The organism is Bradyrhizobium icense (assembly GCF_001693385.1).
Lineage (GTDB): Bacteria > Pseudomonadota > Alphaproteobacteria > Rhizobiales > Xanthobacteraceae > Bradyrhizobium > Bradyrhizobium icense.
In genome coordinates this window covers 6,486,505-6,510,542 of sequence record NZ_CP016428.1, presented here as the reverse complement: position 1 = coordinate 6,510,542, position 24,038 = coordinate 6,486,505, and the positions used below count along the sequence as shown (strand labels likewise).

General features: G+C 61.2%; 22 protein-coding genes and 1 pseudogene. 19 read left to right on the top strand and 4 right to left on the bottom strand.

Annotation, left to right across the window (positions count from 1 at the left end; translation table 11 throughout):
* Positions 1-79: 79 nt before the first annotated feature.
* Positions 80-1,882 (top strand): AMP-binding protein, encoded by a 1,803-nt coding sequence (locus LMTR13_RS30240; RefSeq protein ID WP_065730956.1) that lies wholly within the window; start codon positions 80-82, stop codon positions 1,880-1,882.
* Between the two features lie 113 nt (positions 1,883-1,995).
* Here the strand turns inward: LMTR13_RS30240 and LMTR13_RS30235 are convergent, their stop codons facing one another.
* Positions 1,996-2,508: a winged helix-turn-helix transcriptional regulator gene (locus LMTR13_RS30235; protein ID WP_065730955.1), complete on the bottom strand. Its 513-nt coding sequence runs from the start codon at positions 2,506-2,508 to the stop codon at positions 1,996-1,998.
* Positions 2,509-2,754: 246 nt separating this feature from the next.
* Here LMTR13_RS30235 and LMTR13_RS30230 point away from each other — a divergent pair, with 246 nt between their 5' ends.
* Together LMTR13_RS30230 and LMTR13_RS30225 are read left to right on the top strand one after the other, a co-directional pair.
* Positions 2,755-3,387 (top strand): 2-hydroxychromene-2-carboxylate isomerase, encoded by a 633-nt coding sequence (locus tag LMTR13_RS30230; RefSeq protein ID WP_065730954.1) that lies wholly within the window; start codon positions 2,755-2,757, stop codon positions 3,385-3,387.
* Positions 3,388-3,466: 79 nt separating this feature from the next.
* Positions 3,467-4,666 (top strand): CaiB/BaiF CoA transferase family protein, encoded by a 1,200-nt coding sequence (locus LMTR13_RS30225; protein WP_065730953.1) that lies wholly within the window; start codon positions 3,467-3,469, stop codon positions 4,664-4,666.
* A gap of 32 nt (positions 4,667-4,698) precedes the next feature.
* Here the strand turns inward: LMTR13_RS30225 and LMTR13_RS30220 are convergent, their stop codons facing one another.
* Entirely contained in the window at positions 4,699-5,376 is a 678-nt protein-coding gene (locus LMTR13_RS30220) for a glutathione S-transferase family protein (RefSeq protein WP_065733093.1), read from the bottom strand.
* Positions 5,376-6,119: an SDR family NAD(P)-dependent oxidoreductase gene (locus LMTR13_RS30215; RefSeq protein WP_065730952.1), complete on the bottom strand. Its 744-nt coding sequence runs from the start codon at positions 6,117-6,119 to the stop codon at positions 5,376-5,378. The genes LMTR13_RS30220 and LMTR13_RS30215 overlap by 1 nt, the downstream gene beginning before the upstream one ends.
* Before the next feature lie 228 nt (positions 6,120-6,347).
* On the opposite strand from LMTR13_RS30215, the gene LMTR13_RS30210 reads away from it, so the two are divergent.
* The 7 genes and pseudogenes from LMTR13_RS30210 to LMTR13_RS43010 all read left to right on the top strand — a co-directional run.
* The gene (locus LMTR13_RS30210) at positions 6,348-7,922 is read left to right on the top strand and encodes a class I adenylate-forming enzyme family protein (RefSeq protein ID WP_065733092.1); all 1,575 of its coding nucleotides are present in this window, start codon (positions 6,348-6,350) and stop codon (positions 7,920-7,922) included.
* Positions 7,923-7,951: 29 nt separating this feature from the next.
* Entirely contained in the window at positions 7,952-8,689 is a 738-nt protein-coding gene (locus LMTR13_RS30205) for an SDR family oxidoreductase (RefSeq protein ID WP_065730951.1), read from the top strand.
* Positions 8,690-8,704: 15 nt separating this feature from the next.
* Positions 8,705-9,886, top strand: a complete 1,182-nt coding sequence (locus tag LMTR13_RS30200; RefSeq protein ID WP_065730950.1) for an acyl-CoA dehydrogenase family protein — start codon at positions 8,705-8,707, stop codon at positions 9,884-9,886.
* Between the two features lie 21 nt (positions 9,887-9,907).
* Positions 9,908-11,038: an acyl-CoA dehydrogenase family protein gene (locus tag LMTR13_RS30195; RefSeq protein WP_065730949.1), complete on the top strand. Its 1,131-nt coding sequence runs from the start codon at positions 9,908-9,910 to the stop codon at positions 11,036-11,038.
* 52 nt (positions 11,039-11,090) lie between these two features.
* A complete protein-coding gene (locus LMTR13_RS30190) occupies positions 11,091-12,278 on the top strand; it encodes an acetyl-CoA C-acyltransferase (protein ID WP_065730948.1) in 1,188 nt (395 codons plus the stop codon).
* A gap of 51 nt (positions 12,279-12,329) precedes the next feature.
* Complete coding sequence (locus LMTR13_RS30185; RefSeq protein ID WP_065730947.1) at positions 12,330-13,334, top strand: NAD(P)H-dependent flavin oxidoreductase; 1,005 nt, start codon at positions 12,330-12,332, stop codon at positions 13,332-13,334.
* A 23-nt stretch (positions 13,335-13,357) separates the two neighbouring features.
* A pseudogene (locus LMTR13_RS43010) lies at positions 13,358-13,510 on the top strand (enoyl-CoA hydratase); the annotation flags it as partial.
* 130 nt (positions 13,511-13,640) lie between these two features.
* Here LMTR13_RS43010 and LMTR13_RS30180 read toward each other — a convergent pair.
* Positions 13,641-14,837, bottom strand: coding sequence for an acetyl-CoA C-acyltransferase (locus tag LMTR13_RS30180; protein ID WP_065730946.1), 1,197 nt, complete (start codon positions 14,835-14,837; stop codon positions 13,641-13,643).
* 322 nt (positions 14,838-15,159) lie between these two features.
* Between LMTR13_RS30180 and LMTR13_RS30175 the strand changes: the two genes are divergently transcribed.
* From LMTR13_RS30175 to LMTR13_RS42005, 9 genes are all read left to right on the top strand, one after another.
* Positions 15,160-16,098, top strand: a complete 939-nt coding sequence (locus tag LMTR13_RS30175; protein ID WP_065730945.1) for a LysR family transcriptional regulator — start codon at positions 15,160-15,162, stop codon at positions 16,096-16,098.
* Between the two features lie 113 nt (positions 16,099-16,211).
* Positions 16,212-17,102, top strand: a complete 891-nt coding sequence (locus tag LMTR13_RS30170) for a shikimate dehydrogenase (RefSeq protein ID WP_065730944.1) — start codon at positions 16,212-16,214, stop codon at positions 17,100-17,102.
* A 51-nt stretch (positions 17,103-17,153) separates the two neighbouring features.
* A complete protein-coding gene (locus LMTR13_RS30165; RefSeq protein ID WP_065733091.1) occupies positions 17,154-18,290 on the top strand; it encodes an ABC transporter substrate-binding protein in 1,137 nt (378 codons plus the stop codon).
* A 99-nt stretch (positions 18,291-18,389) separates the two neighbouring features.
* Positions 18,390-19,265: a branched-chain amino acid ABC transporter permease gene (locus LMTR13_RS30160; RefSeq protein ID WP_065730943.1), complete on the top strand. Its 876-nt coding sequence runs from the start codon at positions 18,390-18,392 to the stop codon at positions 19,263-19,265.
* Positions 19,262-20,260: a branched-chain amino acid ABC transporter permease gene (locus tag LMTR13_RS30155; RefSeq protein ID WP_065730942.1), complete on the top strand. Its 999-nt coding sequence runs from the start codon at positions 19,262-19,264 to the stop codon at positions 20,258-20,260. Before LMTR13_RS30160 ends, LMTR13_RS30155 begins: the two co-directional genes overlap by 4 nt.
* Positions 20,257-21,000, top strand: coding sequence for an ABC transporter ATP-binding protein (locus LMTR13_RS30150; RefSeq protein ID WP_065730941.1), 744 nt, complete (start codon positions 20,257-20,259; stop codon positions 20,998-21,000). The genes LMTR13_RS30155 and LMTR13_RS30150 overlap by 4 nt, the downstream gene beginning before the upstream one ends.
* 10 nt (positions 21,001-21,010) lie before the next feature.
* Positions 21,011-21,751 carry an ABC transporter ATP-binding protein gene (locus tag LMTR13_RS30145; RefSeq protein ID WP_065730940.1) on the top strand — a complete coding sequence of 247 codons (741 nt, stop codon included), beginning with the start codon at positions 21,011-21,013 and terminating at the stop codon, positions 21,749-21,751.
* Positions 21,748-23,601, top strand: a complete 1,854-nt coding sequence (locus LMTR13_RS30140; protein WP_065730939.1) for a bifunctional sugar phosphate isomerase/epimerase/4-hydroxyphenylpyruvate dioxygenase family protein — start codon at positions 21,748-21,750, stop codon at positions 23,599-23,601. Before LMTR13_RS30145 ends, LMTR13_RS30140 begins: the two co-directional genes overlap by 4 nt.
* Before the next feature lie 216 nt (positions 23,602-23,817).
* Entirely contained in the window at positions 23,818-23,985 is a 168-nt protein-coding gene (locus LMTR13_RS42005; RefSeq protein WP_197520941.1) for a hypothetical protein, read from the top strand.
* The last annotated feature ends 53 nt before the right edge of the window (positions 23,986-24,038 follow it).

Below are 24,038 nucleotides of genomic sequence, written 5' to 3'. Positions count from 1 at the left end.
GCAGCGATGCGCATCAGGAGTGGCGAAGCGCGTGTAGCGCGCTCGATCGGCCGGGCCGCTAATTCAGGAGATCATTTCGATGTCGACGAAGCCACTGGCGTTTGCGCCGAGGGAGCTTTCCATAGAGCGCCGAACCGACGGCACGCTCGTATTGAGCTCGCCCGTTGAGTTGGGGAAGTGTGACTGGCGTATCACGGATTTTCTTCCGACCTGGGCAAATTCCGCTCCGGATAGAATTTTTCTTGCACACCGCAATGCGAAGGGGGGATGGGACGAGATCACCTATCGCGAAGCATGGCTGCAGGTTCAGGCGGTCGGCCAAAGTCTGATCGATATGGGCGCAAAGCCGGCTGACAAGCTGGCGGTACTTTCAGGAAACTCCATCGAGAGCGCGGTGATCTCGTTTGCCGCGATGTCGATTGGGGTAATCCTGGCGCCAATATCGCCAAACTACACGCTGATGCCCGGCGGCCTGGCTCGTTTAAAGGACATCGCAGAAACACTACGCCCGAATTTCGTTTTCGTTCAGAGCGGACGCGGCTTTTCTGCGGGCCGCTCCATTCCCGAACTGGCAGCCGCGACCTGGATCAGCGTCGATGGCGCGCCGGACACGGTGCTTTTCCAGGCTCTGACCGCCCGAAGCGGGAGCGACGGATTCGAGCGTGCGTCAGGTGCGGTGTCTTGCGACGCTGTCGCAAAGATACTCTTTACGTCCGGCTCGACCGGTTTCCCCAAAGGCGTGCTCAACACCCACCGCATGATGGCGAGCTCCCTGCAAATGGGGAGTCTGCTGGTGTCGTCTCCGGAGGCGCCGGTCCAGGTTGAGTGGCTGCCTTGGCACCATACGATGGGCAGCAACGTAATCCTTCACAGCATTCTGAGGAATGGCGGGACGCTCTACATCGACGATGGCCGGCCGCTGCCTCAGCTCTTCCACAAGACGATCGCGAATCTCAAGGAGATTTCGCCGACCGCCATGTTCAACGTGCCTGCCGGCTATAACCTCTTGTGTGACGCGATCGAGAACGATCTCGACCTTGGCGCCGCCGTGTTCAAGCGGATGGATAGATTGAGCTATGCCGGGGCTGCAATCTCGCAGGGCACGCTCGAAAAACTCTATCGGCTGACATCGTCGATCACCGGCCGGCGAATTCCGGTCATGTCGGGCTACGGCACCACCGAAACGGCCCCGACAATCAGTACGACCCATTGGGCGACCGACCAGCCGGGAGAGATTGGTCTTCCCGCGCCGGGTCTGCAACTGAAGCTGATCCCCGTTTCCGATACTTACGAGGCAAGGGTCAAGGGTCCCAACGTTACCCCCGGTTATCTCGGAAGGCCGGATCTGACGGAAAAGGCGTTCGATGAGGAAGGGTTCTATCGCATCGGCGACACCGTCTCGTTTCTGGATCCTCAGAAGCCGGAGCTTGGGCTGCGTTTTACAGGCAGAATTTCCGAGAACTTCAAGCTCGCGAACGGCACATGGGTCTCGATCGGGAATATGCGCGCGGCAGTCCTGGCTGCAACGCGGGGCGTATTGCTGGACATTGTCGTTGCGGGAGAAAATCGTGAATCGTGCGCGCTGCTCTGCTGGCTGAACCCGACCGAAGCCGCGCGGATTTCCAAGACCCCAGCCTCGGATCTAACCTGCAACCCTCTCGTGATTCAATTTCTGAAAGATCGTTTTCAGGAATACAACGATACTGTTGGAAGCAGCGAAAGAATCTGTTCATTCTCCCTGCTAAAGGATCCACCGTCACTGGCGGCGGGAGAAATCACCGACAAGGCCTACGTCAATCAACGTGCTGTGCTGAAACATCGCTCCGAACAGGTCGAACGTCTCTACTGCAACGAAGCAAGTCGAGATGTTGTCCGGGTCTAAAAGCGACCGTTGCCGGACATCTCGTGTCCGCCGGACGGCGCCTGCGGATATTCCCTTAGGCTGCAAACTGCTGGAGCGAGGCCTACGATGTCATGTCCTAGGTGAGCGCCACCTCAAGCGGCTTTGCGGCGCGGCTTTGCCTTCGGCTTCTCTGGCGCCTTTGTTGCCGGGGTGCTTCGGGCACCGGGGCCGGGGTGGGTATGAACCTCCTTGGCCGAAAGCGGCTCGCCGCACTCCGAGCACACCATGACTGGATCGAAGTTCTTGCCGCATTTGCGGTGCTGGTGCAGCAACGGCCGCCCGCGTTCGTCGACCATGTGCGTGTCGCCCCAATGCACGATCGCCATCATGATCGGATAGAGATCGAGTCCCTTCTGGGTAAGGATGTATTCATGCCGCTTGGGCGACTCCTGATAGGGAATGCGGCGCAGCACGCCTTGCCGGACCAGTTTCTTCAGCCGCTCGGCGAGCAAATGCCGTGTGATCCCCAGCGCGGACTGAAATCCTTCGAAGCGGCGCGTGCGCAGGAAGCATTCGCGCAGGATAAGAAGGGTCCAACGGTCACCGATCACGCCGATAGTGCGGGCCATCGAACACGGCTCTTCTTCAAGGGCATCCCATCGCATTTTCCTGCTCTCCAGTCATCCGGCGCCCTGAATTCTGCTCGAATCGTCCAGGGAACCTCAACTTCACGACCATTCTAGATAGGTACTAAGCTTCAAACAATCCCCTATGGGTGGCGCAAAAATCAGTAGAAATTCGCAAGAATTTGACAGTTCATTTTTAGAACTGTAAAAGGCAATTGGGTAGCCGTAGTTCGGCTATCGGACACCAAACCCGATCATTCAATGCACGCTCCGGGAGAAGCCGACATGCCCCTGAAGGTAGAATTCCAGTTCGATTTCGGCAGCCCTAACGCATATCTGGCGGAAGTAGCCATTCCGGGGATCGAGCGGCGTACCGGCGTGAAGTTCGAGTATGTCCCGGTTCTGCTCGGCGGCATCTACAAAGCGACCGGCAACATGTCGCCGTTCGACTCGCTTCGCGGCATCAAGAACAAGCCGGAATACCAGGCGCTCGAGACCCAGCGGTTCATCCGGCGCCACAACATTACGAAATTTCGTCAGAATCCCTTCTTTCCGGTCAATACGCTGATGCTGATGCGTGGTGCCGTCGCCGCCCAATTCGAAGGCGTGTTCGAGCCCTATTTCCGTGCCGCCTATCATCATATGTGGGAAGAGCCTAAGAAGATGGACGACCTCGAAATCGTCCGAAACGCATTTATCTCCTCAGGTATCGATATCGACCGGCTGATCGCGCGTGCGCAGCAGGACGACGTCAAGAAGAGGTTGATCGATCTGACCAACGACGCCGTGAGCCGGGGAGCATTCGGCTCACCGACTTTCTTCGTTGGAAAGGAAATGTTCTTCGGCAAGGACCAGCTCCGCGACGTCGAGGACTCGATCGTCGAACAGACCAGAAAACCTGTTCCCAAGACGGCCTAGCAGCGGCGATTATCCGGGTTGAGTGGCGAAAGCCGAACTCTCGGACCTAAAGCAAAAAGTAAACTCAGGGAGAATGCCCATGCCTGGCCCGCTTAGCGGTGTTCGTGTCCTCGATCTGACTGGCGTGGTGTCGGGCCCGTTCGCGACCATGTTTCTGGCGGATCAGGGCGCCGACGTGCTGAAGATCGAGCCGGTTGGCGGCGATATTACCCGACGCAGCCGTGCCACCATCGACAAGGACGGCGAATTTTCGGCGCTATTCATTTCGTCGAACCGTGGCAAGCGTTCGCTGTCGATCGATGTCAAAAGCACGGCCGGCCGCGAAGTTCTCGGCAAGCTGGTCGCGCAGGCGGATGTGCTGGTGCAGAACTTCCGGCCCGGCACCATGGAGCGCCTCGGACTCGGCGTGGAAGAATTGCGTCAGCGCCATCCGCGCTTGATCTACGTCTCGATCAGCGGCGTCGGCGATACCGGCCCGTATGTAAAGAAGCGCGTCTATGACCCAATCATTCAGGGCCTGTCCGGCTTTGCCGATATCCAGTCGCAGCCGATCACCAACCGTCCGCAAATGATCCGCACCATCGTGTGTGACAAGACCACCGCAGTGTTCACCGCACAGGCGGTGGCCGCGGCGCTCTATGCCCGCGAGAAAACCGGGCAGGGCGATCATATCCAGGTCGCGATGCTGGATGCGATGATTTCCTATCTGTGGCCAGAAGGCATGATGCAGTACACGGTGGTGGGCGCCGAGGCCGCCGCCGCCGATCCCAACGACCGGCCTGATCTCGTGTTCAAGACCAGCGATGGCTACATCACGGCGGGCACCATCTCGGATTCCGAATGGCAGGGGTTTTGCCGGGCCACTGGCGATCCCGAGCTTGCCAAGGATGCCCGCTTTGCGACGCCGGCGGCACGCTCGGTCAACGCTACTGCACGCATCAACAAGATGGCGGAATATATCGGCCAGCATACCACAGCCGAATGGCTCGAGCGCCTCGACGCCGCCGACGTGCCTTGCGCGCCGATCTTGCGGCGGGGCGAAATCATTCACAATGAACAAGTGGTCGCGCGCGGCATAATCGCGGAATTCGATCAGCCGAGGGTTGGGCGGGTACGGCAGCCGAAACCCGCGGCCCGCTTCGAAATCAATGAGGCTGCGATCGGCGGGCCGGCTCCCCGGGTCGGCGAGCACTCGCGTGATGTGTTGCGCGAGCTGGGTTACGACGATAGTGCCATCGACAGGATGGTCGCCGAGCGCGCCGTGCGCGTGGCCGTCTGAGCCGCAGCCCTATCGCGAGCGGCAATTGGCTCTTAGACCTTCGTCGTCACAGGTGTGATCGGTGCCACCGGCACATTCGCCGCGACCGCTCGTTGATAGGCCTGCCGCTTCTGGATGCGTTCAAGATAGGGATGTGCGTTGTCGCAAATACCGACGCCGTAAGCAACGGCCCAATCCAGGCACGTTGTCAGCAGGATGTCGGCGCTGGTAAATTGGTCACCCATCAAGAACGTCCGGCCGTCTGCCAGCGCGACCTCCACGTGTCGCAATTGTTGCCGGAAATATTCGCCGGCTTGTGCGACAACTTCTGGCGCAACTCCATAGATGTGTCCCAGTGCATCCGCGCGATGGCGGCGCATGACGTAGAGGCTCGTTGAATCGAGTTCGGCGACGATAAAGAAGCACCATTCGAGCCATGCGGCGAACTCGCGCTGGGTTTCGGGAATCAGCGAGCGTTCCGGCGTTGAATAGGTTCGGGACAGATAGGCAACGATCGCGGCGCTTTCTCCAATGCAGAAGTCGCCGTCCTGCAGCAAGGGAATCTTCTGGCGGGGGTTGAGCTTGGTGTATTCGGCCGTCTTGGTCTCGCCTGTCCTCGGCCCGATCGGCCTGACCTTGTAGGACAAGCCGAGCTCGTGCATGGCCCAGTGCGGACGAATGGTGCGGCTTGTCCCAACGCCCCACAGGGTAAGATCGGGTGCTGCGTTCATCACCATTTCTCCACGGACGGACGTAGATCGAGCTCATGGGTCCAGCCGTCTCGGCTTTGCTGATGGGCGAACCAGTATGCCTCGGCGATCGAAGACGTCTTCGTCAGGATGTCCGGTGGAATCTCGCTTGCCTCGATTCCCTTTGCCGCCTTCATGCGCTGATGAATGGCTTCGCTATCCACGCCGGCGTCGATGATGAGATGGACGACGTGAATGTTCTTCGGCCCCAGTTCGCGCGCCATGGCCTGGGCGACCGCGCGAAGTCCGAACTTCGCCGATGAAAATGCCGCAAAACCCTGGCCGCCACGGACGCTGGCGGTTGCGCCTGTAAAGAGAATTGTGCCGCGTCGGCGCGGAACCATGACGCGCGCAGCCTCGCGCCCGACCAGGAATCCGGCGTAGCAGGCCAGCTCCCACGCCTTGAAGAACAGCTTCTCCGTGGTCTCCACCAACGGCTTGTTGACATTCGATCCGGCATTGAAAAGACAAACCTCGATCGGCCCGATATTGCTTTCGACGTCGGAGAAAAGTTCTTGAACATCGGCTTCCTGACGCGCGTCAACGCTGAATGCGTGGACAGGATGACCCGCAGCGGTTAGTTCGTCCACCAGTCCCTGGGATTTGACTGCGTCACGCCGGCAGATACAAACCGTATAGCCGCCCTTGGCAAAACGTCGCGCGACGGCCGCACCGATCGCGTTGCCCGCGCCCACCAGTATTGCCACGCCGCGACTTTCCGCCATTATCTCGCTCCCCAGTAAGTTCCTATTTGAGACTTATGGGTAGCGCCAATCGACGGAATTGTAAACGAACTTCTCCAGAACCATTCCAGAAATGGCAGTCTTGCTGCCTCTTCGAAGCGATTCACGTGGACCGGAGAATTAGCAATTGACGAGTTCTAAAAAAGAACGTTAAATCTCAATCGAAGGCGCGGGGCAAAAGGCGGCGTTCGTTGTTCGGGAGGTTCGGTGGTGGCTGGTCCCTCAGGGGCGATCGATGTCGATGAGATTGCTGCAGGGCTGCCTCGCCGCATCCATGAAGTAACGGCGGACCATGTCGGCGATATTCCGGGCCAGATCGCTTTGGTCGAAGACGGCGCCGCCTGGAGCTATCGCGACCTGGATAGGCAAGTCACCGAGATTGCCGCCGTTCTCTCCTCGCTCGGGGTGCGAGCGGGCGATCGTATGGTTATTGTCAGCGAAAACTGCATTCCGCTTGCGGCCTTGCTGCTGGCGGCGAGCCGACTCGACGCCTGGGCGATCGTCGCCAATCCACGATTATCGGCGCGCGAACTGGACCAGATTCGCGATCATAGCGGCGCGCGCCGGACGTTCTTTACGTCGGGTGTCTCGAAAGAAGCTGCTGCCCATGCGTCGCGCCTTGGCGCCGAGAACCGGGAGTTGGGGCCGCTGCGGGGGATCGGCGTCGGGCCGCTCGACGAAGCCGCAACCGTCGAGCCGGTGGAGGCCGATCCGGCAAAACAAGTCGCGGTTCTGATCTACACCTCGGGAACGACAGGCACGCCGAAGGCGGTGATGCTCTCCCATGACAACCTGCTGTTCAGCGCCAGGACCACGGCGCATTTCCGCAAGATGGACCGAAACGACAAGATCTATCTGGTGGTGCCGATCTCGCATATCGCCGGCATCTCGCTCCTGATCATGACCCTGATGGTCGGCGGCGCCGTGCGCTTGGCCAGCCGAAACGATCCTGCCACACTTGCCAAGGCACTGGTCGATGAAGGCATCACCATGCTCGATGGGGCGCCGGCCACCTATCAAGGTCTTCTCGAATACAACAATGTCACAGGTTTGAAGCGCGTTGATCGCAGCGTACTGCGTTTGATCGCCGTTTCTGGCTCATCCCTCGATCTCAATCTGAAAACTCGCGTAGAGAGGGAGTTTGGTTTGCCTCTGCTGAACGGCTACGGGGCCACCGAATGTTCGCCAGGGGTGTCGGCCGTGCACTTCGATGCGCCACGTTCCGATGATGCGGTCGGTGCGCTGCTGCCCGGAGTTGAAGCCCGCGTCAGGACGCTCGATGGCATACCGCTGTCAAGAGGGGAAGTCGGCGAGCTTCACGTGCGCGGACGCAACGTGATGCGCGGCTACTATCGTGCGCCAGACCTGACGGCGAAGGTGATTGATACCGAGCGCTGGTTCAACACCGGCGATCTCGCTTGCTTCGAAGGCGATTGCCTCCACATCGTCGGCCGTAGCAAGGAAATCATCAGCGCGATTCCAGCCAATATTGAGGCAATCCTCAATTCACACAAGGATGTGCAATCTGCCGTCGTCGGCCGAGCCCTTGGCGGTAACGGCGAGGTTGTCGCATTCGTGCAGCCGTTCCCGGGATCGCGCGTCAAGCCGACCGATCTGATGGATTCCATCAAACCTCGGCTGAGCTCCTATATTCGGCCGCCGAAAATCATTGTCGTCGATGTCTTACCGGGAAGCTCAACCGGCAAGATCCGCGAGCATGAACTCGCCGGCTGTTTGCGAGCCGACCGAGCTGTCGCCAAGCAGGCAGCGAAATTCCAGCGATGAACTCACTTGACCTGACCGGGAGAAGACCTTTGCAAAAGAGAAACGCAACCGTGGCCGTGATCGGCGCCGGTGACTTTATTGGCGGCGAGATCGCCAAGAAGTTCGCCTCAGAGGGGTTCACGGTGTTTGCCGGGCGCCGTAACGGGGCCAAGCTCGAGCCATTGGTAAAGGAGATCGAGAAGGCTGGAGGCGAAATCCACGCGCGCTCGCTCGATGCGCGCAAGGAAGAGGAGATCATCTCCTTCCTCGGCGATGCAGACAAGCATGCGCCGCTTGAGGTCTGCATCTTCAACATCGGCGCCAACGTCAATTTTCCGATTCTGGAGACCACCGAGCGCGTGTTCCGCAAGGTCTGGGAAATGGCTTGCTATTCCGGCTTCCTCGCCGGGCGCGAAGCGGCGCGGCTGATGCTGCCGCGCGGTAAGGGCAACATCTTTTTCACCGGTGCCACCGCGAGCCTCCGTGGCGGATCCGGCTATGCCGCCTTCGCCAGCGCCAAGTTCGGCCTGCGGGCCGTGGCACAGGCGGCGGCGCGTGAGTTGGGGCCCAAGAACATCCACGTGGCGCATCTCATCATCGATTCCGGCGTCGACACCGAATGGGTGCGCCAGCGGCGGATCGAGGCGCTTGGTCCGACGGCGCTGGACGACCCCGATGCATTGATGCCGCCGTCCTCGGTCGCGGAATCCTATTGGCTGCTTTATCAGCAGCCCAAAAGCGCCTGGACCTTCGAGCTGGAGATCCGTCCATTCGGCGAGAAATGGTAACGGGAGCCTCGCACGATGGAGCTCAATCTTTCCAGCGAGGACGCTGCGTTTCGTGACGAGGTGCGCGCTTTTATTGCGGAGAACTATCCGCAGGAAATGCGCGTTCCAAACCCCGAGACCGATTTGACGAAGGAGCAGTCGCTGCTCTGGCACCGGATCCTCCACAAGAAGGGATGGATTGCTCCGCTCTGGCCCAAGGAGTATGGCGGACCGGGCTGGTCGGTCACGCAGCGCTTCATTTTTGAACAGGAGACGTCGCGCGCCGGAACGCTGCCGCCTCTGGCGTTCAGCGTCACCATGGTCGGCCCGGTCATCTACACATTCGGCAACGACGCGCAGAAAAAGAAGTTTCTGCCGCGGATACTCTCCGGGGATGATTGGTGGTGCCAGGGTTATTCGGAACCGGGCTCCGGCTCAGACCTAGCCTCGGTTCGCACCAAGGCGGTGCGCGACGGCGACCACTACATCGTCAACGGCCACAAGACCTGGACAACGCTGGCCCAGCATGCCGACTGGATCTTTTGCCTGGTGCGAACGGACCCTGACGCAAAGCCTCAGGCCGGAATCTCCTTCCTGTTGATCGACATGAAATCGCCCGGCGTCACCGTGCGACCCATCATCACCATCGATGGAGCGCACGAGGTCAACGATGTGTTCCTGGAGGACGTACGGGTCCCGGCCGAAAATTTGATCGGCGAGGAGAACAAGGGATGGACCTACGCAAAATTCCTGCTTGGCAACGAGCGCACCAGCATGGCGGGGATCGGCCGGTCGACACGGTATCTGGAGCGACTCAAGCACATTGTGAGGACCGAGGTTGGCGAGGACGATCCGGCGTTCGGGGAGTTCATGAGGGAGATCGCGCGCGTCGAGCTAGATGTGCTCGCGCTGGAGGCGACCGAACTGCGCATCGTTGCGCAAATGTCGCGCGGCATCGACCCGGGACCGGCCGCGTCGTTGTTCAAGATCAGGGGTACCGAGATATTCCAGCGCATCACCGATCTCACGCACCAGGCGATCGGCAATTACGGCCTGGCCATCCGTGAGCACCCGGTAAGCGCCAACCACTTCATGCCGGGGGCGGACTACGGACATACCGCGACCGAGAAGTACCTGAACTCCCGCAAGCTCAGCATTTACGGGGGATCGAATGAAATTCAGCGCAACATCATCGCGAAAGCGGTTTTGGGTCTCTGACTACATCGCACGAGGCATCCGATGGACATTCAGTTGACGGAAGAACAGGAATTGCTCCGGTCCAGCATTCAACGCTTCCTGCGCGACCAGTACGATTTTGACGAACGCCGCAAGATCGTTGCGACCGACGAGGGCTGGAGCCGAAAGCACTGGAAGTCCTTTGCCGAACTCGGGCTGTGCGCGGCACCGTTCCAGGAAAGCTCCGGCGGCCTTGGTGGCGGCTCGCTTGCGACGATGATCGTGATGCAGGAGTTCGGCCGCAACCTCGTCGTCGAGCCGTATCTCGAGACGGTGGTGCTCGCCGGCGGCCTCATCGAGGACGTCGGCTCGCCCGAGCAGCGCCAGGCGTTCCTGCCCAAGATCATGGAGGGGGAGGGGATATGGGCGCTTGCCTGGGCGGAGGGACGATCACGCTATGATTTCAACAATGTCACCACCACGGCGCGCCGTCACGGAGACAATTTTGTCCTGAGCGGGACCAAAGCCGCGGTGATGGGCGCGCCGTGGGCCGATAAGCTGATCGTCTCGGCCCGCACGTCGGGCGAACCACGCGATCGCTTTGGCGTGAGCCTTTTCGTGGTCGATCGCCATTCGGCTAATCTACATCTGCAGGGCTTCAAGACCATCGATGGCCGGCGTGCCGCGGAACTCACTCTGATGAACGTCGAAGTACCGGCCAGCCAACTGCTGGGCCTTGAAGGCTGGGGTGTCGCTGCTCTGGAGACCTGCCGAGACCGCGCTATCGCGGCGCTCTGCGCCGAAGCGATCGGTGCGATGTCTGTGCTGAATTCTGCAACGCTGGAGTATAGTAAAGCGCGCAAGCAGTTCGGGGTCGCGCTCGGCACCTTTCAGGTGTTGCAGCACCGCATGGTCGACATGTTCATTGCGCTCGAAGAGGCGATCTCGCTCACGCAGCATCTGAACCTCAGCCTCGCCGCCCAGGAGCCGCACGGATCGAAGCTGGCGTCCGGCGCGAAGTCGAAAGTCGGCTATGCGGCGCGCTTTGTCGCGGAGCAGGCAGTGCAACTGCACGGCGGCATGGGCATGAGCGACGAGTTGAACGTCGGTCACTACTTCAAGCGAATAAGCTCTATCAACGTCCAGTTCGGCGATCCCGCCTATCATCTGATGCGGTACGCGCAGCAGAACTGAATCTCCTTCCAACACAGCCAATCGACTTCCGCACCCCGACCAGAGGTAAACAATGACTGAAGCCGTAATCGTCTCCACTGCTCGCACCCCCATTGGCAAGGCTTACAAGGGTGCCCTCAATAATACCGAGGGCGCGACGTTGCTGGGTCATGCCATTTCCGCTGCGTTGTCGCGCGCTAACATGGAGGGTGGCGAGGTCGAGGATGTCGTGATGGGCTGCGCTATGCAACAGGGCACCACCGGCACCAACATCGCACGCAAGGCGCTGCTGCGCGCCGGACTTCCGGTGAGCGTGGCCGGAACGACCATCGATCGCCAATGCGCGTCCGGCCTTCAGGCCATTGCGCTGGCTGCGCGTTCAGTCATTTTCGACGGCGTGGAGGTTGCCATCGGCGGCGGCGGCGAATCCATCAGCCTGGTCCAGAACAACCAGTTCAACAATTTTCATGCCGTCGATCCCGAACTACTCGCGATGAAAGGGGACGCCTACATCGCGATGCTGGATACTGCCGAGATCGTCGCGAAGCGCTACGACATCTCGCGCGAACGTCAGGACGAATACAGCCTCGAGAGCCAGCGACGAACGGCGGCCGCGCAACAGGGAGGCCGCTTTAACGACGAACTCGCGCCGATCAAAACGACCATGGCGGTCACGGACAAGGCGAGCGGCGCCGTGTCCTATCAGCAGGTGACGCTATCAGCGGACGAGGGGCCGCGTCCCGATACCACGGCCGAAGGTCTCGCAGGTGTCAAGCCGGCCAAGGGGCCAGGTTTCACGATCACAGGCGGCAATGCCAGTCAGCTTTCGGATGGCGCCAGCGCCGCCGTCATCATGAGCGACAAGCTCGCGGCGCAAAAGGGTCTGAAGCCGCTGGGCATCTTCCGTGGCTTTGTCAGCGCAGGTTGTGAACCGGACGAGATGGGTGTCGGCCCGGTCTATGCCGTGCCCCGGCTGCTCAAGCGACACGGACTCAAGGTCGATGATATCGATCTCTGGGAATTGAACGAGGCATTCGCGGTGCAGGTGATTTATTGTCGCGACAAGCTTGGGATCGACCCCGAAAAGCTCAACGTCAACGGGGGCTCGATTGCGGTTGGCCATCCCTACGGCATGACCGGCGCGCGGCTGACTGGCCACGCCTTGATCGAGGGCCGCCGGCGCAAGGCGAAATACGCCGTTGTTACGATGTGCGTCGGCGGCGGCATGGGCGCCGCGGGCCTCCTCGAAATTGTCCACTGACGACCAACATACCGGCTAGACGGGATCTGTAAAAACACATCGGAGGCACGCGTGAAGACTGCAATTACCGAGATGTTCGGCATCGAACATCCGATCATTCAAGGCGGAATGCACTATGTCGGGTTTGCCGAGCTGGCGGCCGCAGTATCGAACGCCGGCGGGCTCGGGATCATCACCGGCCTGACGCAACGGACGCCGGAGCTGTTGGCCAAGGAGATCGCACGTTGCCGCGATATGACCGACAAGCCGATCGGTGTGAACCTGACCTTTCTGCCGACCTTTACCGCGCCGCCCTATCCGGAATACATCGCCGCCATCAGGGAGGGCGGCGTCAAGATCGTCGAAACTGCCGGGCGCAGCCCCGAACAATATATGCCGGCCCTGAAGGCGGCGGGCATCAAGGTTATTCACAAATGCACGTCCGTCCGGCATTCGCTGAAGGCCGAGCAGATCGGCTGCGATGCCGTCAGCGTCGACGGTTTCGAATGCGGCGGCCATCCCGGCGAAGACGATATGCCCAACATGATCCTGCTGCCGCGCGCGGCCGAGGAACTGAAGATTCCCTTCGTCGCTTCAGGCGGCATGGCTGATGCGCGCAGCCTGGTCGCGGCGCTGGCGATGGGCGCCGCTGGCATGAACATGGGCACGCGCTTTATTGCCACCAAGGAAGCGCCCGTGCACGAGAACGTCAAGAATGCGCTGGTGAAGGCATCGGAGCTCGATACGCGCCTTGTCATGCGCGCGTTGCGTAATACCGAACGGGTATTGAACAACAAGGGCGTCGAGCACCTGCTCGAGATCGAGCGAGAGAAAGGCAAGAGCCTCAAGATTGACGACATCCACGATCAGGTGGCGGGCGTCTATCCCAAGGTGATGATCGAAGGCGATATGGACGCCGGCGCCTGGAGCTGCGGCATGGTGGCAGGGCTCATTCGCGACATCCCGACGGTGAAGGAATTGATCGACCGCATCATGGCGGATGCCGAGCGGCTGATCAGGGGCCGGCTTACGGGGTTCCTGGACGCCGACAGCAAGGAAGCCCTGAAGGTTGCGTGAAGGTGCAGTGCGGATGGTAGGAAATCGGGTCGAGGTCGACACCAGGCACAGGTGAATTGCTGTGTGAAATCCCGGATCGCGTCGCACTCATCACGCTGAACCGGCCCGAGGCGCGCGACGCCTTGTCCGATCAACTGACCCCCGCGCTCCGACGCATGATCAGGCAGTGCGGCGATGAGCTTTGCGAGTTTCATTTGCGCTTGCAAGGTCCTTGGCCGAGGGCCCCTTGCAAGCTTTTTGCACGTCACAAAACGGCGAGCGACATTTTCGTGTGCTCGCGAGTGTATGCTCCGCTTGGTTGCTCCGTCAGCGGACGATGCGCTCTACCGCGATGGCGGTCGCCTCACCACCGCCTATGCAAAGTGCGGCGACCCCGCGCGTCAAGTTCTGCGCTTCCAGCGCATGCAGTAGCGTCACGATCAGCCGCGCGCCGGTGGCGCCGATCGGATGACCGAGCGCGCAGGCGCCCCCATTGACGTTGAGCTTTTCTCTCGCGATGCCGAGATCCTTCTGCGCCGCCATCGCCACCACGGCAAAGGCCTCGTTGATCTCGAACAGGTCGACATCGCCGACGCTCCAGCCGACCTTGTCGAGTAGCTTCCGGATCGCCGGGATCGGCGCAGTGGTGAACCATTGCGGCTCCTGGCTATGGGTGGCGTGGCCCTTGATCTCGGCCAGCACCGGCAGGCCTTCGCGATCGGCGAGCGAACGCTTTGCCAGAATGAGTGCCGCGGCGCCGTCGGCGTTAGCCGAGGATGCGGCCGGCGTGATGGTGCCGTTGGCCCGAAATGCCGGCTTCAGGCCAGGGATCTTTGCAGGGTCGACCTTGAGCGGATGTTCGTCATTGGCAATGACGCGTGGTCCGGCCTTTTCCGCCAGCGTGATCGGCGTGATTTCAGCCTTGAAGGCGCCGCCTTCTACCGCCTTGCGTGCGCGCGTGAGCGTCTCCATCGCGTAGGCGTCCTGGTCCTTGCGGGTGAACTGATAGGCTTCAGCGGTGGCTTCGCCGAAATCGCCCATCGAGCGGCCGGTCTCATAGGCGTCTTCCAGCCCGTCCATCATCATGTGGTCGATAATCCGGTCATGGCCCGCGCGATAGCCGCCGCGCGCCTTGGCCAGCAAATAGGGCGCGTTCGACATGCTCTCCATGCCGCCGGACAGCACGATGTTGGCCGAGCCTGCATTGATGACATCGTGGCCGAGCATGGTCGCTTTCATGCCGGAGCCGCAGACCTTGTTGATGGTGGTGGCGCCGGTGGCGTCAGGCAGCTTGGCGCCGCGGGCGGCCTGCCGGGCAGGCGCCTGGCCCTGGCCAGCCGGCAGCACGTTGCCCATAAAGACCTCGTCGATCCGTTCGGGTGCGAGCTTCGCGCGGTCCAGCGCGGCGCCGATCACGTGGGAGCCGAGCTTGTGAGCGCTGAACGGCGACAGCTCGCCCATGAAACGGCCCAGCGGCGTACGGGCAGCGGAAAGAATGACGACGGGGTCGGAGGGGGCGGTCATGACGGGTTCTCCTGTTCGCTCGCGACTGATTTATATGACGATAATCATCTATACGTTGGAATGCAATGCAATGTTCGCGCGCCTCCCCTGTGCAGGAAGGCGCTCTCCACCGGCTGGAACCCACCTGACGTGCGCGGCGAATTCGTGGGCGGCCGTGACATGGTGACGGAGATGTTTCGCTCGGGGGGAATTACGTCCCTTCCAGCCTGGCTCCATCGGGGATTCACTTCCGAAAGCGTCGAACGCCCCTTTTTGGAATTCGTTATGCCATATAATAGTCATCAGCTCGCGGCCGTCCGCGCGCCAGTATCAGAGCTCGCACATGATGACGCTTCGCCAGGTAGAGGTGATCCGGGCCGTGATGGTGACCGGGACAATAGGTGGGGCCGCGAGGCTGCTGAACGTATCGGCGCCGGGGATCAGCCGGCTTGTGAAATACACCGAGAAGTCACTCGGAATCCGCTTCTTCCAGCGTCAGAACGGACGTTATTTTCCGACGCCGGAAGCCCGCAGCATCTTCGAACAGATCAACGGCGTCTACGAGAAGGTTGATGATCTCACCGAGATCATCTCCAAGATCGGGCGCGGCGAATTGTCGGAACTGCGGATCGGCTCGGTGCCGAGCATCTCGCAGGTCATGGTGCCGCGCGCGATCGAACGGGTGCGGCGGCGCTATCCCGACTTGCGGATCGACATCAACATTCTCAAGATCGAGGAGGCTGTTGATTACCTGTTGCTCGGCCGCGGCGATTGCGTCGCGATGAGCTACCGGCTCGATCATCCCGGTCTCGACTTCCTGCCGCTCGCATCGGGCGAATTGTTCTGCATCGTGCCGGCGGGGCACGAGCTTGTCGGATGCAAGCAGGTCTCGGCCGCGGAAATCATCCGCTATCCGCTGATCGGCATCGACCCCAACGATCCCTACGGGCGGATCATGGCGGAGATCTTTGCCCGCAACAAACTCGACTACGACATCACCATCCGCGCGCGCTTCGGCACGACCGTGTGCGCACTGGTCAAGGCCGGCCTCGGCATTGCCGTGATCGACCAATTTACCGTCGCCCATGGCGGTTATCCGGGCATCGAATTGCTCAGGATCGTCGAGCCGACCAGATTCGACACCTACATTGCGGTGAAACGCGGCGCGCCGCTGTCGCTCCACATCGAACATTTCATCGAGTGCCTGCGGTCGGAAATGCGGGCGGTCGAGCCGGAGAAGCTGGCGCCGCGGAAGGCGGACTCTCGGTCCCGGAGAAAATAACATCATGTTATCTCCAAGGCATAAATAGATAATTGTGTTAGGTTGGTAACGCGCTATCGTCGCGAGCGCCGGGACGTGCCCGAGCAGCCTTCGCGACCGTTGATAGCCAGATCATGAGCCCTGCCGCCCGACACCCCGCTCCCGCCGATCGCCGGTTTCTCACCGGCCTGATCGGAGCCCCAATCGCGCATTCGGCGTCGCCTGCGATGCATGAGCGCGCCGCCGAAGCGCTCGGCGCGCATTGCCACTACCAGCTCATCGAAGTTGCCGGCGCGGGCCAGGAAGAGCTGCGGCTGCTGCTGGATGGTGTGCGACGCCTGGGATTTGCAGGGGTCAACGTCACCTTTCCCTACAAGGAAGCAGTGATTTCCCTGCTCGATGAATTATCACCTGGCGCGGGTGCCATCGGCGCAGTCAACACCGTTGTGGTCAGAGATGGCCGGTTGATTGGATACAACACCGACACCACCGGATTCGCCCGGGCCGCGACAAGCCTTGTGCGGAATCCCGCGAACGCCGCCGTGGCCGTGATCGGCGCGGGTGGCGTCGGCAGAGCGATCGCCTTTGCGCTCGCTGCGATCGGCGTGGCCGAGATCAGGATATTCGATATCGACATAGCCAAGGCAGCGCATCTTGCCAGCCAGATCAAGAGCCGCGGCAGACCAAGCGTCGCCAAAAGCGTCGAGGAGGTCATGCAGGGTGTTACCGGCGTGGTCAACGGTTCGCCGGTCGGGATGCTGCCGAACCGCGGCACGCCCGTTCCGGATGCGCTGTTGCACAGGGGCCTGTGGGTGGCGGACGCGGTCTACACGCCGCTGTGGACGCCGCTTTTGAATGCCGCGAAGGCGAATGGCGCAGAGGTCATGACCGGGCGCGAACTCGCGATCTATCAGGCGGCGGAGGCATTCGAGCTGTTTACGGGGTTGAAGCCGTCGACGGTCGAAATGGGAAATGCATTCGACGCCGTGATGGCCAAACGCTACGCTAAAGTGAATGCAGCGTAACAACGCGGCCGGTTACAAGGCCGTCTTTCGAAACAACAGGAGGGGATGGAAATGAGATCCGGAATTTTCGCGGGGCTATTGCTCGTTACCGTATCGGCCGCAACCGCGTTCGCGCAAGGAGCGCCGATCAAACTCGCCGACGTCGCCGAACTATCGGGCGGCGGCGCCACCGTCGGCAACAACTGGAAAAATGGCATCGATCTCGCGATCGAAGAAATCAACGGCAAGGGCGGCGTGCTCGGCCGCAAGCTCGAGGTCACGCACGCGGACTCGCAATCGAACCCCGGCGTGGCGCGCGCGCAGGTGCAGAAGGCGCTCGACAATGAACCCTACGTACTGCTCGGGCCCGGCTATTCCGGCTCGGTCAAGGTCACCTCACCGCTCGCCGCCGAAGCCGGCATCGCCCACATCATGGGCGGCGAGGCGGCCGAGCTGACGCAGGGCGGCAACAAGTTCCTGTTCCGCACCTCGTTCGGCCAGCAATCGTCGATGCCGAAGGTCGCCAAATACATCAACGACGAGCTGAAGGCGAAATCGGTCGCGATCGTCTGGGTCAACAATGATTTCGGCAAAGGCGGCCGCGACGTCATCAGCAAGGAATTCGCCAAGTACAATATCAAGGTGACGGCCGACCTATCTACGGAAGCGGGGCAAGCCGACTTCGCCGCCGACGTCAGCAAGATCAAGGCCGCGGCGCCCGATGCCGTCTTCATCTACCTCAATGAGGAAGAAAGCGCGCGCATCCTGAAGGAGCTGAAGCGCCAGGCAGTCGCTGCGCCGCTGGTGGGCGAGACCACCCTGGTTGGTCAAAAGGTCGTCGAACTGGCTGGAGACGCAGCAAACGGCGCGCGCGGCCACGTTGGGCTTACCACCGACGCACCCGTCGATCTGGTCAAGGCGTTCCGGGAAAAATTTGTCAAGAAGTACAATTACGTCCCCGATCACAACGGACTCAAGGGCTATCTCGCGATCTACATGGTCAAGGCGACCACCGAGAAGATGGGCAAGGTCGACGCCAAAAAGTTCGCTGATACGCTTCACGGCCTCACCATCAAGGCCGCCAGCGAGCCCGGCATCCTGATGGATGTGACTTTCGACGAGAAGGGTGACATCGATCGCCAGGGATTCCTCGTCGAGATCGTCGAGGGCAAGCAGGTCGTCAAGCAGGTACTGCCGAAGCTGAACTGAGCTACAGGCACGGGTGGCGCGCGGAAGAACGTGCCACCCGTCGCGATCAGGCATTGCGAAACAATTGATATCGTCCGTGTGTGACGGTGAGGGAGAAGCATGTCCAATCTGCTCGATCTTCTCGTGGCAGGTCTTGCGACCGGGGCGATCTACGCCATCGTCGCGGTCGGTTTCACGCTGCTGTGGCAGACGTCGCAAACCATCAATTTCGCGCAAGGCGAATTCGTGATGCTGCCAGCGTTCCTGATGCTGGCGGTAATGCACGTGGGCGCGCCGTTCTGGCTCGCCATTATCCTTGGCATCCTGCTGTCGCTGCTGCTCTTGGGGCTCGGCTTCAAGTTGCTGCTGGTGGATCCGATGCTGCGGCACGGCGTGCTGCCGCTGGCGATCGCGACCATGGCGCTGGCGATCGGCATCAAGGAGGCGGTGAAGCAGTTCTTCAGCGCCGAGGCCTCGCCATTTCCGTCTATCGTGCCAGTCGGTGACGTCTCAGTTCTCGGCAGGGTCGTTTCCCTGCAGAGCCTCGGCGTGCTCGCGCTGGCGATTGCCGCGGTGATCGGCTTGACCGCGTTGCTGAATCGCACCTCGATCGGGCACCAGATGCAGGCCACCGCACAAAATCCGACGGTCGCCCGCATCATCGGTGTGCCGGTCGAGCGCATGATCCTGCTGACCTTCCTGATCAACGCCTTCCTGGTGGCGCTGGCGTCGCTATTGATCACGCCGATCTATCTGGCGAAATTCTCCTCCGGCGAGGTGCTGGGGCAGGCGGCATTCATCGCGGCGATCGTCGGCGGCTTCAACCAGGTGCGCGGCGCCATTGCCGGTGGGCTCCTGATCGGCGTGGTCGACAACCTGGCGGCCGCCTATGTGTCGACGCAGTACCGCGCCGCCGTGCCGCTGATCCTGCTGATTGTCATCATCCTGTTCCGTCCGCAAGGCCTGCTCGGTCGGCCCGAGGAGCGCACGGTATGACCTGGTCAGGAAAACATTTGCGGATCGCACTCGGCGTCGCCGTGGTCGCGGCCCTCATCATCGTGCCGATGAACTTCAACCGCTATGGCCTGTACATCCTGAGCCAGTGGGCCGTGATGACGATCGCTGCCATGGGCCTCAATCTGACGCTGGGTTATGCCGGCCAGGTTTCGCTGGCGCAGGGCGCGTTCGTCGGCATCGGCGCCTATGCGGCGGCGATCATGACCACGCAAGGGTTGCCGCTGGTGGCCGCACTCGCTGTCGCGGTCGCGCTGTGTTTCGCCATCGGCTGGATCCTCGGCTATCCGGCACTGCGCGTGCAGCATCACTACCTGGCTTTTGTTACGCTGGCATTCTCGACGCTGGCTTTCCTGGTGTTCCGCAACGAGGACTGGCTCACCAAGGGCATCTACGGCATTTCCAACATTCCCCGGCCCAATGTCATGGGCTTCGCCACCAACCGGCCGCTGCCATTCTATTATTTCTGCCTCGGCTCGCTCGGCATCGTGTCGCTGGCGATGTGGTGGCTGATCCGCTCGCCCTGGGGCCGTGCCTTCGTGGCGCTACGCGAAAATCCGGTGCGGGCGCTGTCGCTGGGCATCGACACGCGGCGCTACACACTGATGGCGTTCGCGATCGGATCGGCGCTCGGCGGCGTTGCCGGCACGCTCTATGCGCCGCTGACGCAATATATCGATCCGGTTCCCTTCAATCTCTCGCTCTCGCTCGATCTGTTGATGATGGTGATCGTCGGCGGCTCCGGATTCTTCTTCGGGCCGTTCCTCGGTGCTGCCATCGCGGTGCTGCTGCCGGAATGGCTGCGCTTCACCCAGGGCTATTACCTGATGCTCTATGCGGTGGCCGTAATGCTGCTGTTGATCTATTCGCCGACCGGCATCCTCGGCGTTCTCAACCGCTATTTGACCGAACGGCGCACCAAGGCGGCGTCGGCGCTGCGCGCGGTGGCGAAATCCAGGCTGGAGACGGCGCCATGACCGCGGTCCTCGAAGTCAGCAACATCAAGAAAAGTTTTGGTGGCATCAAGGCCGTCGACGACGTCAGCTTCGACGTGCAGGAGGGCGAGATCCTCGGCCTGATCGGCCCGAACGGCTGCGGCAAGTCCACGCTTTTTAACTGCATCCTCGGCCAATTGGCGCCGACGGGCGGTGAGGTGAAGGTCGACGGCAAGGTCGTCACCGGGTTGCGGCCGTCCGAATTGAACCGACTCGGCGTCAGTCGCACCTTCCAGCTGCTGCAGGTGTTCCCGAAACTATCGGTGCGGGAAAATTTAATCCTCGCTGGCCAGGAGCATCAGGGCACCATGATGTCGCGGCTGCTCGGGCCTTCGGATGCCGGACTGACGGCTGCGGCCGATCAGATGATCGGCTTCTTCAAGCTCGATCATCTCGCCACCGAGGCCGCAGGTGGATTGTCCTACGGCCAGCAGAAATTGCTCGATGCCGCGATGGCATTCATGGGCGGGCCACGGCTGGTGCTGCTGGACGAGCCTGCCGGCGGCGTCAACCTCACCATGCTCGGCGACCTCAAGGAGCGGCTGGCTTCGATCAACCGCGAGAGGCGCGCCACCTTCGTGGTGATCGAGCACAACATGGAATTCGTGATGTCGCTGTGCACCCGCGTCATGGTGATGGCGGAAGGCAAGCTGCTGGCGATGGGCACGCCGGCCGAAATCCGCGCCAATCCCGCCGTCGTCGAAGCCTATCTCGGCCATTGAGGATCGATCCATGAGCGACGCCATCCTGGATGTTCAAGGTCTCGTCGGCGGCTACGGCAAGATGACGATCCTCAACGGCACCAGCTTTTCGGTGCCGGCAGGCTCCATCACCACCGTGATCGGCCCGAACGGCGCCGGCAAATCCACCGTGTTCAAGGCGATCTTCGGCCTGCTGAAGCTGCGCGAAGGCAAGATCGTGTTCAAAGGGCGTGAAGTCACCGGGCTGAGCCAGCGTGAATTGCTGACGTCAGGCATCTGCTATGTGCCGCAGGGCCGCAACATCTTCCCCGAATTGTCGGTGCGCGACAACATCCAGCTCGGCGCTGTCGTTGCGGGGCGCGATATCATCGACTTGCCCGTCCGAATCGAAGCGGCGCTCGACAAATTCCCGGTGCTGCGCAAGAAAGCAACGCAGCAGGCTTCCACGCTCTCGGGCGGCGAGCAGAAGCAGCTCGAAATCGTCCGCGGCCTGCTGCTCAATCCGCAACTGGTGCTGATCGACGAGCCGTCGATCGGGCTTTCGCCGCTGATGGTGCAGCAGACCTTCAACATCCTGAAGGAACTGCGCGACCGCGGCGTCTCGATCCTGATGATCGAACAAAATGCGCGTTCTGCGCTCGAGATTTCCGATTACGGCATCGTGCTCGAACTCGGTCAGACCCGCCTCGTCGACCGAGCGGAGCGGGTGCTGAACGATCCTCGCATCGGGCAATTGTTCCTGGGTGGCGCCATGACGGAAACTGCAGCATGAACCAGCGCTCGATCGCTACCGTTTCGCTGAGCGGCGCACTTGACGAAAAACTGCGAGCGATCGCCGCGTCCGGATTCGACGCCGTCGAGATCTTCGAGAACGACCTGTTGTCGTTTGCAGGCAGCCCGCGCGACGTCGGCCAGATGTGCCGGGATCTCGGGCTCGCGATCTGCGCGTTCCAGCCGTTCCGCGACTTCGAGGGCATGCCGGAGCCGCAGCGAGGGCGCAATTTCGCCCGCGCCGAGCGCAAATTCGACCTGATGCAGGAATTGCAGACTGACCTGATGCTGATTTGCAGCAACATCTCTCAGGCTTCGCTCGGCGGCATCGACCGCGCCGCCGGCGATTTCCACGAACTGGGTGGCCGGGCCGCCGCGCGCGGTTTGCGCGTCGGCTATGAGGCGCTCGCCTGGGGGCTTCACGTCAATGATTACCGCGACGCCTGGGAGATCGTGCGGCGCGCCGACCATAAGTCGATCGGAATAATTCTCGACAGTTTTCACGCGCTGGCGCCGGCGTTTCCGACGCTGCCGATTCAATCGATTCCGGCCGACAAGATCTTTCTGGTGCAACTGGCGGACGCACCGAAGCTCGGCCTCGACGTATTGTCCTGGAGCCGGCATTTCCGATGCTTCCCCGGGCAGGGCGACTTGCCCGTCGTCGCGTTCATGGAAGCAGTGCTTGCGACCGGTTATTCGGGCCCGCTGTCGCTGGAAATCTTCAACGACCAGTTTCGCGCCGGCTCCGCGGTCCGCACCGCGACCGATGGGCTGCGCTCGCTCATCCTGCTCGAGGACCGGCTTGGCCGCGGGACGTCACTGCAGCCGAAAGCGCCGAGCCGCGGCGTTGGCTTCATCGAGTTCGCTGTCAGCGAGGAAAAGGCGGAGGACTTGACCGCGCTGTTCGGGCAGCTCGGCTTTCGCAAGACCGGGGTCCATCGCAGCAAGGATGTCGAGCGCTGGTCGCAGGGCCATATCGAGCTTGTGGTCAATTGCGAACCGGACGGTTTTGCGCATTCGCACTATGTCGCGCATGGTCCGGGTGTGTGCGCAATCGCGATCGATGTCGACGATGCCGGCAAGACCATGGCGCGGGCGGAAGCGCTGCAGGCACGCACGTTTTACCAGCCGGTCGGTCCGGGCGAGCTCGAAATTCCGGCGATCCGGGGCGTCGGCGGTAGCCTGCTGTATTTCCTGGAACCGGGTGGCAAGAACTGGGATCTCGATTTCGAAACGCTGCGCAGCGATGCGGCTGATGTTCGCCTCGGTGCGGTCGATCACATCTCGCAATCGATGCCCTACGATGAAATGCTGTCGTGGCTGCTATTCTACACCGGCATTCTCGATCTCGAGCGCTTGCCGCAGATCGAGATTGCCGATCCGGTTGGCCTCGTGCAGAGTCAGGCGCTGATCAACGGTAGCGAAAACCTGCGTTTCGTTCTGAACGGGTCGTCCGCGACGCGTACGCTGTCGGCGCGCTTCATCCACGAATTCTTCGGCTCCGGCGTCCAACACGTCGCCTTCTCCTGCGGCGACATTTTCGCCGCGATCGCGGCCATGCGCGCGCGAGGTGCCGGTTTCCTGAAAATTCCCGACAATTATTACGACGACATCGAGGCCAAATACGGGCTTGCCCCTGAGACGATGGCAGCACTGCGCCACAATCAGATTCTCTACGATCGGGAAGGCGACGGCGAATTCTTCCAGGCTTACACCCACGTTTTCGACGAGCGCTTTTTTTTCGAAATCGTCGAGCGGCGCGACTATCACGGCTTCGGCGCCGCCAACGCCGCGATCAGGTTGGCCGCGCAGACCCGTGAATCGCGGCCGCTGACCATGCCGCGATCCTGAATTGCACGACAGGAAAAGCATGAGCGCCTCTTTTAGAAGTTGGCATCCGACTTGTTTCAATATCTGGTGGCCTGATGAACGAACGGCGACCATTACTTGGCGACAACCATCGTGTCCGGTGAGTAGCTCGCCGGGCCCGTAATTTTACGGTCATAAATCTTTTCCCGGTCCCGGCACTTGGGTAGGATAGGCCGGGGCCATCAATGAGGGTGCGTAATGACGGGACTTGCTCAATTGGCAATAACACCACGTGACCGCTTTCTCGAGGCGGCACAAAAAGAGCTCGCCTCCTTCGAGCGACGAGAGCGCGAATTTTCCAAGAAAGAACGTAAAGAGCGGGCCGCAGAACTACGGATTCCCACCGACAAGGCTGAACCGCACTAGGCGGAGACCTGTAACAGAATAGTTGTACGCGACGGTAGCTGACCATCTCCTGA

Excerpts from the sequence above, each read along its gene's own strand:
- LMTR13_RS30240 (WP_065730956.1), top strand. The coding sequence starts at position 80 with ATGTCGACGAAGCCACTGGCGTTTGCGCCGAGGGAGCTTTCCATAGAG.
- LMTR13_RS30235 (WP_065730955.1), bottom strand. The coding sequence starts at position 2,508 with ATGCGATGGGATGCCCTTGAAGAAGAGCCGTGTTCGATGGCCCGCACT.
- LMTR13_RS30230 (WP_065730954.1), top strand. The coding sequence starts at position 2,755 with ATGCCCCTGAAGGTAGAATTCCAGTTCGATTTCGGCAGCCCTAACGCA.
- LMTR13_RS30225 (WP_065730953.1), top strand. The coding sequence starts at position 3,467 with ATGCCTGGCCCGCTTAGCGGTGTTCGTGTCCTCGATCTGACTGGCGTG.
- LMTR13_RS30220 (WP_065733093.1), bottom strand. The coding sequence starts at position 5,376 with ATGAACGCAGCACCCGATCTTACCCTGTGGGGCGTTGGGACAAGCCGC.
- LMTR13_RS30215 (WP_065730952.1), bottom strand. The coding sequence starts at position 6,119 with ATGGCGGAAAGTCGCGGCGTGGCAATACTGGTGGGCGCGGGCAACGCG.
- LMTR13_RS30200 (WP_065730950.1), top strand. The coding sequence starts at position 8,705 with ATGGAGCTCAATCTTTCCAGCGAGGACGCTGCGTTTCGTGACGAGGTG.
- LMTR13_RS30195 (WP_065730949.1), top strand. The coding sequence starts at position 9,908 with ATGGACATTCAGTTGACGGAAGAACAGGAATTGCTCCGGTCCAGCATT.
- LMTR13_RS30190 (WP_065730948.1), top strand. The coding sequence starts at position 11,091 with ATGACTGAAGCCGTAATCGTCTCCACTGCTCGCACCCCCATTGGCAAG.
- LMTR13_RS30180 (WP_065730946.1), bottom strand. The coding sequence starts at position 14,837 with ATGACCGCCCCCTCCGACCCCGTCGTCATTCTTTCCGCTGCCCGTACG.
- LMTR13_RS30175 (WP_065730945.1), top strand. The coding sequence starts at position 15,160 with ATGATGACGCTTCGCCAGGTAGAGGTGATCCGGGCCGTGATGGTGACC.
- LMTR13_RS30170 (WP_065730944.1), top strand. The coding sequence starts at position 16,212 with ATGAGCCCTGCCGCCCGACACCCCGCTCCCGCCGATCGCCGGTTTCTC.
- LMTR13_RS30165 (WP_065733091.1), top strand. The coding sequence starts at position 17,154 with ATGAGATCCGGAATTTTCGCGGGGCTATTGCTCGTTACCGTATCGGCC.
- LMTR13_RS30160 (WP_065730943.1), top strand. The coding sequence starts at position 18,390 with ATGTCCAATCTGCTCGATCTTCTCGTGGCAGGTCTTGCGACCGGGGCG.
- LMTR13_RS30155 (WP_065730942.1), top strand. The coding sequence starts at position 19,262 with ATGACCTGGTCAGGAAAACATTTGCGGATCGCACTCGGCGTCGCCGTG.
- LMTR13_RS30150 (WP_065730941.1), top strand. The coding sequence starts at position 20,257 with ATGACCGCGGTCCTCGAAGTCAGCAACATCAAGAAAAGTTTTGGTGGC.
- LMTR13_RS30145 (WP_065730940.1), top strand. The coding sequence starts at position 21,011 with ATGAGCGACGCCATCCTGGATGTTCAAGGTCTCGTCGGCGGCTACGGC.
- LMTR13_RS30140 (WP_065730939.1), top strand. The coding sequence starts at position 21,748 with ATGAACCAGCGCTCGATCGCTACCGTTTCGCTGAGCGGCGCACTTGAC.
- LMTR13_RS42005 (WP_197520941.1), top strand. The coding sequence starts at position 23,818 with ATGACGGGACTTGCTCAATTGGCAATAACACCACGTGACCGCTTTCTC.